Source organism: Halomonas sp. H10-59, assembly GCF_040070555.1.
Taxonomy (GTDB): Bacteria; Pseudomonadota; Gammaproteobacteria; order Pseudomonadales; family Halomonadaceae; genus Halomonas; species Halomonas litopenaei.
The window spans coordinates 1851470-1867813 of the sequence record NZ_CP098828.1; the positions used below are offsets into that span (position 1 = coordinate 1851470).

At 62.1% G+C, this 16344-nt stretch carries 10 protein-coding genes; 8 read left to right on the forward strand and 2 right to left on the reverse strand.

The window, feature by feature from the left end; translation table 11 throughout:
* Positions 1 to 420 precede the first annotated feature (420 nt).
* Complete coding sequence (locus tag NFG57_RS08225) at positions 421 to 1791, reverse strand: HlyD family type I secretion periplasmic adaptor subunit (protein ID WP_348815876.1); 1371 nt, start codon at positions 1789 to 1791, stop codon at positions 421 to 423.
* Positions 1788 to 3596 carry a type I secretion system permease/ATPase gene (locus NFG57_RS08230; protein WP_348815877.1) on the reverse strand — a complete coding sequence of 603 codons (1809 nt, stop codon included), beginning with the start codon at positions 3594 to 3596 and terminating at the stop codon, positions 1788 to 1790. The genes NFG57_RS08225 and NFG57_RS08230 overlap by 4 nt, the downstream gene beginning before the upstream one ends.
* A 522-nt stretch (positions 3597 to 4118) precedes the next feature.
* On the opposite strand from NFG57_RS08230, the gene NFG57_RS08235 reads away from it, so the two are divergent.
* The 8 genes from NFG57_RS08235 to NFG57_RS08270 all read left to right on the forward strand — a co-directional run bounded on the left by NFG57_RS08235 (position 4119) and on the right by NFG57_RS08270 (position 16334).
* Complete coding sequence (locus NFG57_RS08235; protein WP_348815879.1) at positions 4119 to 10256, forward strand: carbohydrate-binding protein; 6138 nt, start codon at positions 4119 to 4121, stop codon at positions 10254 to 10256.
* A gap of 181 nt (positions 10257 to 10437) precedes the next feature.
* Entirely contained in the window at positions 10438 to 10620 is a 183-nt protein-coding gene (locus tag NFG57_RS08240; protein ID WP_045994856.1) for a hypothetical protein, read from the forward strand.
* A gap of 19 nt (positions 10621 to 10639) precedes the next feature.
* Positions 10640 to 10933 carry a hypothetical protein gene (locus tag NFG57_RS08245; RefSeq protein WP_108195016.1) on the forward strand — a complete coding sequence of 98 codons (294 nt, stop codon included), beginning with the start codon at positions 10640 to 10642 and terminating at the stop codon, positions 10931 to 10933.
* A gap of 154 nt (positions 10934 to 11087) precedes the next feature.
* Complete coding sequence (locus NFG57_RS08250) at positions 11088 to 11852, forward strand: AraC family transcriptional regulator (protein ID WP_348815880.1); 765 nt, start codon at positions 11088 to 11090, stop codon at positions 11850 to 11852.
* A 370-nt stretch (positions 11853 to 12222) separates the two neighbouring features.
* Entirely contained in the window at positions 12223 to 13275 is a 1053-nt protein-coding gene (gene dctP, locus NFG57_RS08255; protein ID WP_045994863.1) for a TRAP transporter substrate-binding protein DctP, read from the forward strand.
* A 64-nt stretch (positions 13276 to 13339) separates the two neighbouring features.
* Positions 13340 to 13984, forward strand: coding sequence for a TRAP transporter small permease (locus NFG57_RS08260; protein ID WP_348815881.1), 645 nt, complete (start codon positions 13340 to 13342; stop codon positions 13982 to 13984).
* Positions 13981 to 15258, forward strand: coding sequence for a TRAP transporter large permease (locus NFG57_RS08265; RefSeq protein ID WP_108132764.1), 1278 nt, complete (start codon positions 13981 to 13983; stop codon positions 15256 to 15258). The genes NFG57_RS08260 and NFG57_RS08265 overlap by 4 nt, the downstream gene beginning before the upstream one ends.
* Before the next feature lie 41 nt (positions 15259 to 15299).
* Entirely contained in the window at positions 15300 to 16334 is a 1035-nt protein-coding gene (locus tag NFG57_RS08270; protein WP_045994862.1) for a histone deacetylase family protein, read from the forward strand.
* Positions 16335 to 16344: the final 10 nt, after the last annotated feature.

The window sequence follows — 16344 nt, forward strand, 5'->3', positions numbered from 1 at the left end:
GTCCAACTCGGTCCTCGTCATTTTGTTCTGCTTGATCCCAGTACTTGATCCTACTGCTTGATCCCTCTGGGGGGGGGCCTTCCTGGAACTGGCAGTCTGCGCGTGCGCATGGCGCCATCGAACCAGCGGTTTGGTGATTGCTCTTTCGTCATTCCTCACGCATGGCCCTAGTGAGCATATCGCCATTGAATCAGTGGTTTGGTGATTGCTCTTTCGTCATTCCTCACGCATGGCCCTAGTGAGCATATCGCCATTGAATCAGTGGTTTGGTGATTGCTCTTTCGTCATTCCTCGCGCATTGCTCTAGCGAGCATGTCGCCATTGAATCAGTGGTTTGGTGATTGGTCTTTCGTCATTCCTCACGCATTGCCCGGGCTAGCATGTCGCCATTGAATCAGTGGTTTGGTGATTGGTCTTTCGTCATTCCTCGCGCATTGCCCTAGCGAGCATATCGTTGATCGGTTTGGTGATATAGCTGGCGAAGCTTCTCTCCCCGGTGAGGATCATCACCTCTGCCGGCATGCCTGCGACAAGACGCATGTTGTCGGTCAGCTGGGATTTTCCCAGGTCGGTCACTCCGACACGGACCTTGTAGTAGCGCTGGCGGGTGGCTTCGTCCTCGAAGCTGTCGGCGCTGACGCGGACCACCTCGCCGTCGATGACATTGGACAGGCGCTGGTTGAAGGCGCTGAAGCGGATTTCCGCCGACTGGCCGGGGTAGAGGTGATCCACATCGTGGTTGGGGACGCGGGCCTCGATCACGAAACCGTCGCCGGCCGGGACCAGGTCAAGCAGCGGGTCGCCACCACGTACCACGGCGCCCAGGGTGTGCACCTGCAGGTCCACCACGGTACCCGCCACAGGGGCCGTGATTCGCGTGCGCGCGAGAGTGTCATTGAGGGCGACCAGGCGCTCTTCGGCGTCGGCAACCTCGGCCTGGACCTGACGTAGCGCTTCGCCCACCTGCTGTTGAAATTCCTGCAGGCGAATCTGCTTGTTCAGGGTGTTTTCACTGATATGGGCGCGCAGTCGGGCGATCTCCGAGGCGTGTCCCGCGTTGTCACTCTGGTACTCCAGGCTCTCGCGTTCCAGCTCACGCAGACGCTGGCTGCTGATCATGCCGTCACGAAACAGCTTGCGGTGGTTGGCGACCTCACCCTCCAGCGAGTCGATGCGTTGCTGGGTGATCGAACGGGTTTGCCCCAGGCCGGTGATCTGCTCTTCCAGTTGAAGAATCTGCTGGTCCAGGGCGGCCAGCGTATCGTCCAGCGATTGCCGGCGTACCTCGAACAGGCGCCGCTGCACGCCCAGCACCTCCTGAACCCGCGAATTGCTGGACGCGATCAGTTCCTGTGGAAAGACCAGGCTGTCGCTGTCGGCCTGTTCCGCCAGCAGTCTCACCTCACTGGCCCGAGTGATCAGGTACTCGGTCTCGGCGATGCGCTGTTGCGCCAGCGCCTGGGTGTCGTCCAGCACGATCAGTGGGTCGCCGGCTTCCACGTGATCACCGTCCTCGACCAGCACGTCGGCGACGATGCCGCCTTCCAGGTGCTGGATCGTCTTGGTGAAGCTTTCCACCGAGACCGAACCGGGGGCGACCACCGACACCGCCAGGTGAGCGGTGACCGACCAGACCCCGAAGCCGCCGAAGGCCACCAGCAGGATGGCAAGGCCCCAGCGTCGATAGGGCCGAAGGTCCACCGGTACTTGATTCTCAGGACCGGCGGTGGCCGAGCTCGAGTCGATGGCGGCGGTCTCGACGGGCACCGAAGTAGAGACTTGAGCGCTCATCGTGGTGTCCTCGAGCTGTTGGATGAAGGGGGATCCGTTGGCAGCGGGTTCGATGGCGCAACGCCGGACGGGGCTCGTTGAGAAGAGGGCGTGCCGGCACCGGCGACTTGCTTCACCACCCGTGCCGAGGACACCGTTCCCTTGAGTCTTGCCCCGCCGGCCGGGGAGGGAGGAGCCAGGGACGTCACTCGGCCGTTGTCGAGGAACATTACCCGGTCGACCTGGGCCAGCAGGCGCTGTCGGTGGGTGATCACCAGGGTAGTGGTGGCGAGCCGGCGCAGGCGGACCAGGGTTTCCACCAGGGCTCGCTCACCGCTTTCGTCCAGATTGGAATCGGGTTCGTCCAGCACCACCAGCGATGGTTCGCCGTACAGGGCTCTGGCAAGGCCGATGCGTTGACGCTGGCCGGCGGATAGACCCGTGCCGCCGTGTCCGATGGTGGTGTCGTAGCCTTCGTCGAGCTTGAGGATCAACTCGTGGACGCCGGCCAGGTGGGCTGCCTTGAGTACTGCGTCGGCGTCGACCGGGCCGAAGCGAGCGATGTTGTCTGCAATGCTTCCGGCCAACAGCTCCACGTCCTGGGGCAGATAGCCCAGGTGGGGCCCCAGCGTGCTGCGTTCCCAGCGCAGGATGTCGGCGCCATCGAGGCGTACGCATCCGTCGAGACTCGGCCAGATGCCCAGGGCTACCCGTGCCAGGGTCGATTTTCCCGAGGCACTCGGGCCGACGATGGCGAGTTGTTCGCCAGCCTTGAGGTCGACGCTGATCGCGTTGAGTGAGGCGACGGTCGCTCCAGGCGGGCCGGCACATACCTGCTGGAGGGAAAGCTGGCCCTTCGGGGCGGGAAGCGGCATCGGTGGTGATGGCGCCTCGCTGTCGATGAGTTGGCCCAGGCGTTCACGGGCGTTACGGGCGGCGATAAAGCTCTTCCAGCCATTGATCAGTTGATCGATGGGGGCCAGAGCTCGCCCCAGCAGGATCGAGCCAGCGATCATCATTCCTGGGGTCAACTCCGCCTTCAGTACCAGCCATGCCCCCAGGCCGAGGATCAGCGACTGGGACAGCAGCCTTAGTATCTTCGAAAGGTGGGTGAGTACACCTGAACGATCACTGGCCCGGGATTGCAGTGCGAGGGAGTCACGGTGCTGCGACTGCCAGCGTCGCTTTACGCTCTCCAGCATGCCCATGGCATGGAGCACCTCGGCGTTGCGCAAGTTGGCCGCGGTTTCGTCGCGGCTGGCGACCTGGTGGGCGCCAGCCTGTTTCAGCAGACCCCGGGTGCAGGCCTCGTTGATCGCGGCCAGGGCCAGCAACAGGATGCCGGCGGCCAGGGCAAAGAGCCCGTAGAGCGGATGAAACAGCGTCAGTACCCCCAGGTAGAGGGGGATCCATGGCGTGTCGAAGAAGGCGAGCAGGGCGGGGCCGGAGACGAACTGGCGCAGCGTGGCCAAATCATCCAGCGCCTGGGTCGAGGCGGCACCCGGACGGCGCAGGGCCTGATCGTAGATGGCCTGATGGACAGCCGGCTGGAGCCGTTCATCCAGGGCATTGCCGATGCGCACCAGCAGTCGCGAGCGAACCCACTCGAGTCCGCCCATGACGGCGAACAGGAACACCACGACCAACGTCAGCATGACCAGGGTCTCGACGCTGCGACTGGCCAGCACCCGGTCATACACCTGCAGCATGTATAGCGAAGGCACCAGCATCAACAGGTTGATGAACAGGCTGAACAGTCCGACGTCGAAGAGGCCGCGTCGGCAGCGAAGTATCGCCTCCCGAATATTGTAACGGGTGGGGGTCATGTAAAGGCGTCTCGTTTTCTGGATTTGCGGCGAAGTTCTGGTGGTGTTGGCAGCCGGAGCGAAGAGCGATGCCTGATGTCGTTTAGCACCTTGTCGTGCAGGGTGTCCGAAATCTGATGGAATGAAGTATGGAGTTGGCAGGGAGTGAGAGGCTAGGGAGAAGTTCGCCGAAACGACTTTTTTAGAGCTTACAAATCTATGTAAAACGGCATAAAAATGAAGAATCTCAATAGATGTTTCCGTATTCTTTTGTTGAATTTTTGAAGAATTCTGTGCTGTTTTTGTCGACGATTATTGTGAGGAATATTGAAGTCATTGTTTTTAGAGGGAGTAAATAGGTTTTCGGCCGCTTTTAGATGCGTCAAAAAAGTTCTGTTGTGGAAGGGCGAGTTGATCAAGACGAAGTAGTTGGATCAAAAAAAACCCTCAACTTCTGATGTTGGTGTAAGATATTTGCTATTTGTTTCCGAATGTAAAACGGTTTTCATGGGGTATGACATGTAGAAAATATATGGAGTCACCATGAGCAGTAACGATGAGATGGTCAGTCCGATCACGGGAAGAACCGCCCAGATGTTGGTGGTGCCACAGGATGCCGATCTTCTGGTTTGGCAGGCGGAAGAGGGCACCATCATCGACGTTGGCGGTAGACCCTCCGGCGCTGTCACCGAAGTGGTGTCGGGTAGCAACGCCAGGCCCGGTGCTGTCGACAATGCCTATGTGGATCTTGGCAGGGATCCCGGTGATGGTGTCCAGTATGACATCAGTGTCGATACGGCAGGCAGCTACCAATTGACCCTGCGCTATGCCAACGGCAGCAACAGTGATCGTCCGTTGGCGCTTCAGGTGGATGGCGGCGTCACGACGTCGGTGAGCTTTCCTGGAACCGGTGGCTGGAGCAGCTGGCAGGAGGTGACGGTCGAACTTGAGCTTGAGCCGGGTTCGCATCAGCTGTTTTTGTCGATCCCCACGGCGGAACAGGGTGGCGTGGGCCAGGGACCCAACCTGGATCAGCTGACACTGGTAAAGGTGGAAGACGAACCAGATCCCGACCCTGACCCAGATCCTGATCCTGATCCCGATCCCGATCCCGATCCTGATCCCGATCCCGATCCTGATCCCGATCCGGAGCCGGAAACAGGCATCATGTCGTTCGAGGCGGAAACCTTTACCATCGACGATCAGGAGTCGGATCCAGGCAGCCCGGCCGATACGACGGCGCGCCTGGAAGCCGATGGCGTGGATTCGCTCAGGCCTGGCTACAGTGGCGAGGGTTACCTTGACCTGGGCAACGATGTCGGCGATGCCGGGGTATTCGAAGTCACCGTGGAGGAAGGCGGCAATTTCCGACTGGACGCCCGCTACGCCAATGGAGGCAACGCTGATCGCCCCATGGCGCTCTACATTGATGGCGTCAGGGTAGGCGAGTTCGAGTTTGCTTCCACCGGGGCTGGTGATGATGGTTGGCAACGCTGGCGGGAAGAGTCGCTTGAACTCAAGCTCGAAGCCGGGACCCATTCTGTTCGCCTTGAGAATCTCACGTCAGGGGGGGCCAACCTTGACCTGGTCAAGCTGTCTCCGCTCGTCGTCGAGCCCGGCGAGCGTCCGACACTGAAGATCAACTTCCAGCCACAGGGGGCCGACGTTCCCGAGGGCTATGTCGCGGACACCGGCCAGGCCTTTGGAACACAGATGCTGGAAGTGGACGGCAAGACCTACCGCTACGGCTGGGTCACCGAGCAAAGCATTGCCGACGGAACTGAGAACGGCACCGATCCATTGTCGCTGGCGAGTCAGGGTGCTTTTACCCTGGTGGATCGCTCCGAGCGCTTCGTCGGCCTGGACCCGCGCCAGGCGACCTTTGCCCAGATGACCAGCGAGCGCGACGGCTTCGTCGATGCAGGCTGGGAAATTGAGCTGGAGCCCGGCTTCTACGAGGTGACCCTGTCGGTGGGCGACGCTTCCGGCAACTTCGACGCCTTCTACGGGGTCAATGCGGAGGGTGTTGCCTTCACCGATGCCTTTGCCCCAGGGCGTCCAGACGACTTTTCCATCGATGCGACGCCGACCAATGACACCGAGGGCCTGCGTTCGGATCTGGTCACTCGGGTGGTTGAGGTGACCGATGGTCGTCTGACGCTGGATGCGCTCGACGTCGACAGCAAGAACGTCAAGCTGCAGTATCTGGAGATCCGACCGCTGCCGGACCTGACTCCGGAAGATGACCAGCCAGCGAGCCTCGACTATGCGCACTTTACCGATGCCCGGGCCATCGCCGGTGTTGCTACCAATACCGTTGTCGTGGATCTGGACAGGGAAGACGGTAGCCTGCCCACCGGAGTCGATCCCACCTCCGATATCTTCGTCGGCGTTCAGGTGGTCGAGGGCCGAGGAGGCGCACTCCTGAAGAGCCTGAGCGATGGTTCGGTACGGTTGTTCGAGACCGTCACCGGCATCGAGGTGGCGTTTGATATCAACACCACCGGCGGTTTCGATTCACTGACCCTTTCCCCCAAGGAAACGCTGAAGCCTTTCACCAGCTATAGCCTGGTGATCGATGGCTTTCAGGATCGTGGCGACAACAGCGACAGCAGTTTGCCGACCCGGGAATTCCTGAAGTACACCAATACCTTCGTTACCGGGCCAGAACCGGATATCCTGCCCAGTGATGTGGCCTTCGAGGGAACGGTGGAGTTGAACGGTTCCGTCGACGGAGCCTTCGGTTTTACCTCCCTCGAGGTCAGCGCCGGGGGTGATGCGCTGTACGTGGTCAGCATGGGCGGCCAGATCGTGCGCTACGCGCTGGACCCTGAGGACGGCTCGCTGGGCCCCGGGGAGGCCCTGTCGCTGGCCCTGGATCCCTTCATGGAGCCCGACGCCGACGCCTTCAACAATCGGCGGGGTATCATCGGCATCGCGGTGGACCCGACCGATCCAAAGGTGTTGTGGGTGACCGACAACTATCCGATCCCGCTGTCCGGACGCGACACCTCGACCCCCGACTTCAGCGGGCGCTTGTTGAAGATTACCCTGGACGAGGGAGGCGACTTCAGCGGTAGTGCCGAAGTCTACCTGACCGGACTTCCCCGTTCGGTGGCGGACCACGTCACCAACAGCATCGAGTTTCGGGAAAATCCGGCGTTTGATGCAGAGGCGTCGCCCACTGAACCCTCGCATCTGCTTTACCTGACCCAGGGGTCCAATACCGCCATGGGGGACGGCGACAGTGCCTGGGGCAATAGGCCCGAACGTCTGCTGTCTGCGGCGGTGTTGGAGGTGGATCCGACGCGCTCGCCGCCCGCTGGTGGCTTCGATGTCACCACCGAGCCCCTGCCGGAAGACCAGACACGCTTCCTCGACGTCGACAATGACCTGAAAAATGCCCCCATTCCCATGGAGGAAGGGCGCTTTCTGGTGTTTGACGACAAGGGTGTCGCCAGCGTCCAGGACGCTGATGGCCTCGTGCTGGAGAGCTTCTACGATCCCTTCGTCGATGATGCCGTGGTCAAGATCTTCGCCACCGGGGTCCGCAACGCCTACGATCTGGTCTGGCACTCCAATGGCTACTTGTACACGCCGACCAATGGCTCGGCGGCGGGCGGTGCCGTGCCGGATGCCCCCTCGACGCTGATCGACGAATCGGCGACCAACGTGGTCAAGCAGGATGACTATCTGTTCAAGGTCGAGCAGGGGGGGTACTACGGCCACCCGAATCCTCTGCAGGACGAGTACATCCTTAACGGCGGTAACCCCACCCGGCTGGAGGACATCAACGAGGTCACGTCCTACGATCCAGGCATTGAGCCCGACCCCAACTATCGCATCGACGATGCCTACTCGCTGGGGGAGAACCGCTCTGCCAACGGCGCGACCGAATACGTCGGTGATACCTTCGGCAATGCCTTCAAGGGCAGTCTGCTGATCACCGAGTATTCCGGAGGAGACGACATTCGCTGGATCACGGTGAATGCCGAAGGCAAGGTCATCGGTGACGACGTTCTTCGGAATGCCGCCGGCAAGGTCATCACCTATACCGATCCTCTGGATATCATCGAGAACCCCGCCACAGGGCGCCTGTATCTGGTCACCCTGAACCGCCGGACCGGCGAGAGTCAGCTGGTCCGCCTGGATCCCGTCGAACCCATGTCGTCCGGAGGGGCCGGCACTGACTCGATGAGGATACTGGCAACCATCCAGGCCGAGGACAACACCCCTGACGACGGCACCAGCGCCACCATCAGCGAGGGCGGCGCTGCCGAGATCATCATCCGTGAAGGGATCGCCAGTGAGGTGCCGGGGCTACAGCCGGGCAGCTTTGGCAATGACGGCAATCTGGATGACAACGACGGGGTCGGTGGCGGTTACGCTGATTTCGGCAGGAACTCGGACGATGCCATCACCTTTGGCTTCACCCTGGAAGCCGGTGATGGTGGTGACACCGTACTGCGGGTGCGCTATGCCAATGGTGGCTTTTCGGATCGACCTCTCGAGGTCTTCGTCAATGGCCTGAGTGTGGGTATCGCCGACTTTCCACCGGCACCGGACAGCCTCGAGGGTTCCGACCGCTGGCGTTTCTGGATGACCCAGGATATCGAGGTGAACCTGACGCCGGGCGATGTCGAGGTGCGTTTGCAGTCGGTGTCCCGGGCTGGGCCTAACGTGGATCAGCTGGAAGTGGTGCACGAGCCTTCGCCCGGTTTCGGCATCTACGAGGCCGAGGATGCACTGCTCAACGGTCCTCGAGTGATCGAAGTGGGTGACGTGCGCGACGTCTCGGAGAACGCCTACGCCGACTTCAGGGGCACGCAAGACCAGACCATCACCTGGTCGATTCGTGTCGAAGACGCGGGAACCTATGAAATCGGTTTCCGCTACAACCTTTCTCAGACCAAGGCGGATCGACCGCTGTCTTTCAGTATCAACGGTGTAGCCCAGGATGAACTCGACTTCGCAGGGCTGAGTGAGAATAACGCTGACTGGATCTATCATAACGTGCTGGTCAGCCTGAAGGCGGGGATCAATACCCTGGTAGTGACCGCGCCGGCGGCGGTTGGGCCGGACATGGACCTGTTGTGGGTGCCCGACCAGTCGTTGGAAGCGATTCGGGCCGCCGTTCTCGGGCCAGCCGACGCCACCGATGGCGTGCGCATCGAGCTTGAGGATGGCATCTCGGCGCTCAGCGTCGACCCGCGAAGCGCTGACTTCTTCTTCGAGGTCGATACTCGAGGTCTCTACCGGCTCGATCTGGCGGCGAATGCCGGTGTGCTGCGTGGCGAGGATCTGGCCCTCAGTCTCAATGGCAAGCCGTTGACCGTGATGTCCTTTCCCGGAGCAGGAACGGCGGGTGAAGAGTCCTACTACGTCGAGCTGGAGCCCGGGATCGAGTACCGCCTGCACATGGTCTCCGATGATCTGTGCAGTCAGCGCATCGACTACCTGGATGTGACGCCAGTCGCCGTCACTGCCGAGGCCGTGGCCCACCTGGAGAGTGGTGACGTCAACTACTTCAGTGATCGCCTGTTGTTCAACTATCTCGATGAAAACGACTTTGGTGGCCCGGATCGGGACTTCAAGGAAAGTGCTACCGCCGTCATTTCCAATGATGGCAGCGACCCGCTGACCATTCTTGATGTCTCGCTGGATGGCCCCTTCGTGCTTGCTGACGCGGCGGCCCTTGAAGGGGTGACACTGGCACCGGGGGAATCGCTCGAGCTCGATGTATTGTTCGATCGCGCGAATTATCGTCCGCCCGCCAGCAACGCCGATGACGGCAGCTTCTTCGGGAGTCTGAGGCTGGTGACCAACGACGCCGATGCCCCGGTCCAGGAGTTGACGCTTGCCGGGTTCTGGCAGGCTCAGGATGAGGGCGGCTGGGAACCGACCGTCGACGAGGTCTGGAATGTGGCCGGATTCGGCAACCGGATTGGCGGTATTCCGACGGACGGTGGCGCCAGAGGCTCTGCCTTCGATGACTACGGTTTCTACCGCGCCGTCAGCGAGGAGGAAGTGCTGTCGCGCTACTGGACCCTGGCCGACGGGGTCGATGAAGCCAAGGTGAGTCAGATAGTCGCACTGCATGGGGCGGGTGTGGCTGCCTTTGGACTCCACGCCTTCAAGAATACCTCCCAGGATATCAAGTTGATCCGCCACGATGCGGACCAGAACCAGTCCTTTCTGCCGCTGACCTATCTTGATCGTCAGGAACCGGCAGCCACCTTCACCCGAGACGATATTCCTGACAATTGGGGAGGCAACGATCTGTTCGGCCTCGAGGTGGCCACCCTGTCCTCCGATCCCTCGTTGAATCCTCCCGGCAAGGGCAAGCCACCGGCGGATTCGCCGGATCTGGAGCGTGGCTACTATGTTCGCGTGTTCAAGGCGCTGGACGATGAAGGTAACGAGATTCCTGATACCTATCTGGTGCTTCAGGACTATTCCGGATCCAACCTCGACTACAACGACAACATGTTCGTTATCGAGGGTATCAAGCCGATGTACGAAGGCAACGGTGTCCCGCCGGAGGAAACCGACCAGGTGGTGCCATCGTCGCGCTTCACCGTGGCCGCCGAGCAGGGCGAGTCTGCGCAGGAAGTGCCCGATGTGGTCGATCCGCTGGATCTACAGGGCCTGCCCCAGCAGCAACCCGACGAACTGTTCTGACAGGCTTGCCACTGTCAATCGTGTGAATGCCGCTCCCCCGGGAGCGGCATTTTTCTGGGCGCCGGATCCAGAGAGTAGTTGTCGCTGTTGGCAGACACCGGGTGTTGCAGGGCGTCGACAGCGGCGAAAAGGCGACCTTTGCGTTAGGCTGGTGTCAATTTGAACGGAAGGAGTCATGCATATGCGAACCGCTGGATGGATTGTTTTCCTGGTGATGGCTGTGTTGATGGTGGGCTGCAGCTATGACCCCGCACGGGTCTCGCCGGAGCCACTGATCATCATCGATGACGATCATCGCGACCATCGAGATCATGACGGTGGCGACTTCTGTCCGCCGGGACAGGCCAAGAAGGGTCGTTGCTGAAGGTGGCCGGGAAGTGCGCATGAAGACAGTGAGTACAGCCGTACTTTTGCTGGTGCTGATGGGTCTTGCGGGATGCAGTTACGATCCCGCACGGATCAGTGCAGAGCCCTTGATCGTCGTCGACGACCATCGTGACCGCGACTACCACCGTGACCGCGATTACCACCGTGATGACGACTGGCATGATCGCGATTGGGACCATGACCGCCATCGCCACGATGATCACGATCATGACCATGATCGCTATTACGACGACCACGATCGGCGTGGCGACTTCTGTCCGCCGGGACAGGCCAAGAAGGGTCGCTGTTGACAAGACGCCGAGTCTGACAACGGCCGCCATGCCCCCGCCACAAGGATGCCCAGGCGACAAGCGTTGAGGTCGCGTGAAGCCGGGCGTTCGCCCCGGCTTGTCAGGCTGTTCGGTGAGCGGCATGGTAGAGGTATCTTCTTCAGGCGAGGCGATCGTGAGCCGGATCGATCTCAGGACCAAGACCCTGGCCAACGAGCACGTGTCCCACGTGCACGGCTACCACCAGTTGATTCTGCCCACCTGCGGCAGTACCGAACTATCCCTTGAGGGGCGGGAGCAACGGGTCACCGCCGAGCGTGGTTGCCTGATTCCAGGCAACTGCCATCACGACTACCTGGGAGACGGCAACAATCGTACCTTCGTGCTCGACGTGCCGGTGGTCTTCGGGCTGCCGGACGTCGACGTGGCCCGACTGTTCGAGCGACCGCGTTTCTTCGCGGTGCCCCCCGATCTGCAGCGACTTGCCGACAGCCTGATGCGGCAACTGGATCAATTCCCCACCCTGGGCAACGATATCGCAGCGCTTCTGTTACGCGCGCTCTATCTCCATCTGGAGGCTTCCAGCGAAACCTGTGCCCCAACACGATCGACGGGCGTCAGCGGTCGGCTCGATCTGCGTCTGCTGGACGACTGGATCGATAGGCACCTGGCCAGCGACATTCGCGTGGATGACCTGGCGTCCTTGTGCGCGCTCAGCCCCGGTCACTTCCACGCCAGCTTTCGCCAGGCCACCGGGATGACGCCGCAGGCCTATGTTCGCCGACGCCGGTTGAGCCACGCCCAGGCGCTGATCCGTCACAGCGAGTTGCCGCTGGGGCAGATTGGGGCGCTGGTGGGCTTTCGTGACCAGGGCAGTTTTTCCCGAGCCTATCGCAGGGTTCATGGGGTGGCGCCCTCCCAGGAGCGCACAGGTTTCTAAACAGCGATTCAGCCTCTCTCCGCTCTCGCGCTCAGCCACCTGTCACTTTTCTCCTCTCGTCGCGGTGACGTTGTGTCCGACGACACGGTTTGCCTGAGTCCCGGGCAAGGTTTTCGTAGTCTCGGGCAAGTTGACGATGGGTTTCGCGCATAGCCTGAAAAGGAGTCTCTCGGCGCCGGCCTTGATTCGGCGCCATCAACAATGACAACAACCATGACAACAACCGGAGTTACTGATGTCTTCGACCTCCCTTCCTGCCTCCGCCCGCACTGACGACCGCATTGCGGCTGACCGCCGCTCGCACGATAACCACGAGGTAGGCGCCCGGCGTGGCCGTGGCCAACGGGCCAGACAGCGGCGACGAGCGCCGATGCTGGCGCTCGCAGCGTTGCCGCTGGCGCTGATGGCGTCCCAGGCGCAGGCTCAGTCCTACGAGATGGCCATCGCTACCCTGATCCCCGAGAACCTGACCAACAACGCCATCTATCCTGCCCTGGTCCACTTCAAGGAGCTGGTGGAAAGTCGCACCGAAGGCGACGTCACCGTCAGCATCTTCGGTGGCGGCCAGATGGGCTCCGAGGTGGAGACCGGCTCCCAGGTCCAGGCCGGAGGCAGGGCGCTGCAGTCCGCCATTCTGACCTCCGGCGCGATGTCGTCGTTCTACCCCGAGTATCAGGCGGTGACGGCCCCCTTCCTGTTCGATGACTGGCGCCAGGCCTGGGCCTTCTTCGATGGCGAGTGGTTCGCCGACTTCATGCAGGGCGCCATCGAACAGGCGGACATGCGCTATCTGGGGACCTTCGATGATGGTGGCGGCTTTGTCGCCTTCACCAACAACGAGCGGCTGATCAAGACCGTGGATGACCTCGAGGGGCTCAACATCCGCACCGAGGAAAACCCGGCCCACGTCGCCACCATGGAGGCGCTGGGTGCCTCCGCCACACCGCTGCCGTGGGGCGAGCTGATCACCGCGCTGGAGACCGGACTCGCCGACGGTCAGTTCAACGCGCCGGTGATCAACACCACCTTCGGCCTGGATGAGGTGACCGACTACACCACCCTGACCGGGCACGTGTACAACAGCGCCAGCTGGATGGTCAGCGAGAGCTGGTTTCAGGAGCTGCCCGAGGAGCACCAGCGGGTCATCACCAACGCCGCCCGTGAGGCGGTCAGCCTGAGCCATGGCGCTTCCGGCATGCTGGCGACCGCCAGCTGGCAGACGTCCTGCGAGATCTTCGAGGAGTGCTACCTGATGCCGGCAGAAGAGCGCCAGCGCATGGCCGAGGTGGCGCGTCCGGCCTGGAAGAGCTGGATCGTCGATGACTTCGGACTCGACGCCGCCTTGATCGACGACCTGCTGGCCGAGGTCGATGGCCTGCGCCAGTCGCTGCCGCAAGAGGCCTACAGCCGCTACGGCCAGTGATTGTCGCGGCGGGGCGGCCAGGCCGCCCCGCCAGTGCCCACCGCCTTGCCCGAGTTCTCCTGTCATGTCATCACTGCGATCTCTTCAGGCCTGGCTCCAGCGCCTGAGCAACGGCGTCAATCGCCTCGCCATCGTGTTCTGCGTCGGCTGCGTCCTGGCCATGCTGGGTATTTCGTTCACCGGGTTTCTGTACACCCTGTTTACCGGCGGGGCGCTCAGCTGGACCTATTCCCTGGCCCGCCTGTTCCTGCCGTGGATCGGGCTCATCTCCTCGACCATCGCGCTGCATTCCGGCGAGCACGTGGCCATGACACTGCTGGTCAAGCTGCTGCCGCGCCCGCTGGTGGTGCCGGCAGCCGGCGCGACCCTGGCCGTCATCGGCGCGCTGGCGGTGCTGATGATGTTCTACGGCTGGGACTTCTTCTCCAACGCCCGCCAGAGCTACATGGTGTCCGACAGTATTCAGATTTCCTACAAGTGGACCACCTTCGCGGTGCCGCTGACCGGCGCCATCATCGCGCTGCATCTGGTGCACGGCTTTGCACTGCTCGAGCACTTCATCGACAGCGACGCGGTGATCGAGCAGGCGATCCATTCCAATGACAATGGCACCGGCAGCAATGCCGAGCAGGCGGTCGACAGCCGTGTCGAATCCTCCGATCCCTCTTCACCACAAGGCGACGCTGTCGCCCGGGAGCCACGCTCATGACCGCCGCGATTCTGGCCTTTATCCTGGTGTTGGCGATCGGCGCCCCGGTCGCCGTGGTCATGGCGATCTCGGGAGTTGCCGGGGTCTATGAGCTGGGCGGCGAGCGCCTGGTGGGGATCATCGCCGATCGCATGTTCTCCGGTGTCTCCGGCTACATGCTGATCGCCGTGCCGTACTTCATCTTTACCGCCGAGTTGATGAACCAGGGCGGGCTGACCCAGAAGCTGATCGCCTTCAACAATGCGCTGTTCGGTCGGGTGAGGGGGGCGTTGTCTCACGTCAACGTGACGGTGTCGCTGTTCTTCGCCGGGCTGACCGGGGCCGCCATCACCGATACCGTGGCGATCGGCAAGATCATGATTCCGGAGATGAAGAAGCAGGGCTACGACGCCGAATACGCGGCGGCGATCACCGCCTGTTCCTCGATCATCGGGCCGATCATTCCCCCAAGCGTGGTGATGGTGGTGTACGCCACCCTGCTGCGGGACGTCTCGGTCATCGACCTGTTTGCCGGAGGCATCGTGCCGGGCATTCTGATGACCGTGGCGCTGCTGGCCACCAGCATCGTGCTGGCCTGGCGGCGGGGCTACCCCAAGCAGGCGCCGACACCGCTGAAGATGGCTCTGCTGGCATTTTTCTCGGCGCTACCGGCCATGCTGGTGCCGTTGATCATCCTCGGCGGGATACTCTCGGGCATGACCACCATCACCGAAGCTTCAGGCTTTGCCGCAGTGTACGCGATCCTGATCGGCATGCTGTTCTATCGCAACCTGACTCTGGCCAAGGTGGCCCAGGCGCTCGTGACCACGGTCAAGTTTTCCGGTGTCGTGTTCTTTCTGCTGGCGACCTCGGCGGTACTCGGCTGGTTTGTCACCCGCTCTGGCGTCGCCCGGGAGGCGGCGAGCCTGATCACCTCCCTGAGCGATGTCGCCTTCGTGCAGATCTTGCTGGTGTGCCTGTTGCTGATCGTCATCGGCACGGTTATGGATGTACTGCCGGCGCTAGTGGTCATCGGCCCTGTGGTGGTGCCGGCGATGGTCAGCCTGGGCTTCGATCCACTGCACTTCGCCATCGTCATGATCGTCACCCTCAACATCGCCAACGTCACGCCACCGGTGGGCATGACGCTGATGACGGCGGCAAGAATCGCCCAGGTCCCCTACGAAAAGGCGATCCTGGCGTCGCTGCCGTTTTATACCGCCTTTATCCTGGTAGTGGTGTTGCTGGCGGGTTTTCCGGCACTATCGACATGGATCCCCTCGCTGCTCGACTGATGTGAGCAGTGACGGAGCGTCATCACCGGAGACAGATGCAGATGAAACTTTTCTACCATCCTGACCAGGAACGTCACGCGCCGCCTCAGTTCCTGAAGCGTGGAGCCCTCACCGATTCCCCCGAAGGGCCCCGCCGGGCGGAGCTTCTGAGCGAAGGCCTGGCCGAGGTCGGCCTGGCCCTGACCGCGCCGGCCGAGGTCGACAGTCCCACGCTCAGGGAGCGTCTCAAGGAGATCCACAGCGAGCGCTACCTGGATTTTCTCGAGACCATCCATGCCCGCTGGCAGGCGTTGCCGGACGCCACCGAATTCGTGGCGCCGAACGTCCATCCCTGCGGCGGCGGCAAGCACTACCCGCGCCATCCGGTGGGGCAGGTGGGCTGGCACATGCACGACATGGCCTGTCCGATGACCGAGACCAGCTTTCAGGGCATCCTGGCCAGTGCCGCTACCGCCCAGGCCGCCGCCGAGAGCATCGTCGCCGGCGGCGGCACCGCCTACGCTCTGTGTCGTCCGCCGGGGCACCACGCCGGCCCCGATCGTGCCGGGGGCTTCTGTTTTCTGAATAACGCGGCCCTCGCGGCCACGGTGCTGCGCGAGCATGTGTCCCAGGTGGCGATTCTCGATATCGACCTCCACCACGGTAACGGCACCCAGGACATCTTCTACGACCGTGGCGACGTCTGGACAGGATCGCTGCACGTCGATCCCAGCGACTTCTATCCCTACTACTGGGGCGGAGCCGGCGAGACCGGTATCGGTCCTGGACTCGGCGCCAACCTCAATGTGCCGCTGGCACTAGGCAGCGGTATCGAGGCCTTTCAGGCCGGTCTCGATGAGCTGCTCGACGCCATGGCGAGCTTCAGCCCGGACGCGCTGGTTGTGGCGCTGGGACTCGATGCCCACAAGGACGACCCGCTGGCGGGGCTGACGCTTGAAACCCCGGACTTCGTCGCCATCGGTCGCCAGATCGGTGAGCTGGGCCTGCCCACCGTGCTGGTGCAGGAGGGCGGCTATCCGACCGCGGCCTTGAGCCATAACCTGGCCGCCTTCCTGCGCGGATTCAACGACGCCTGACCATAGCTTG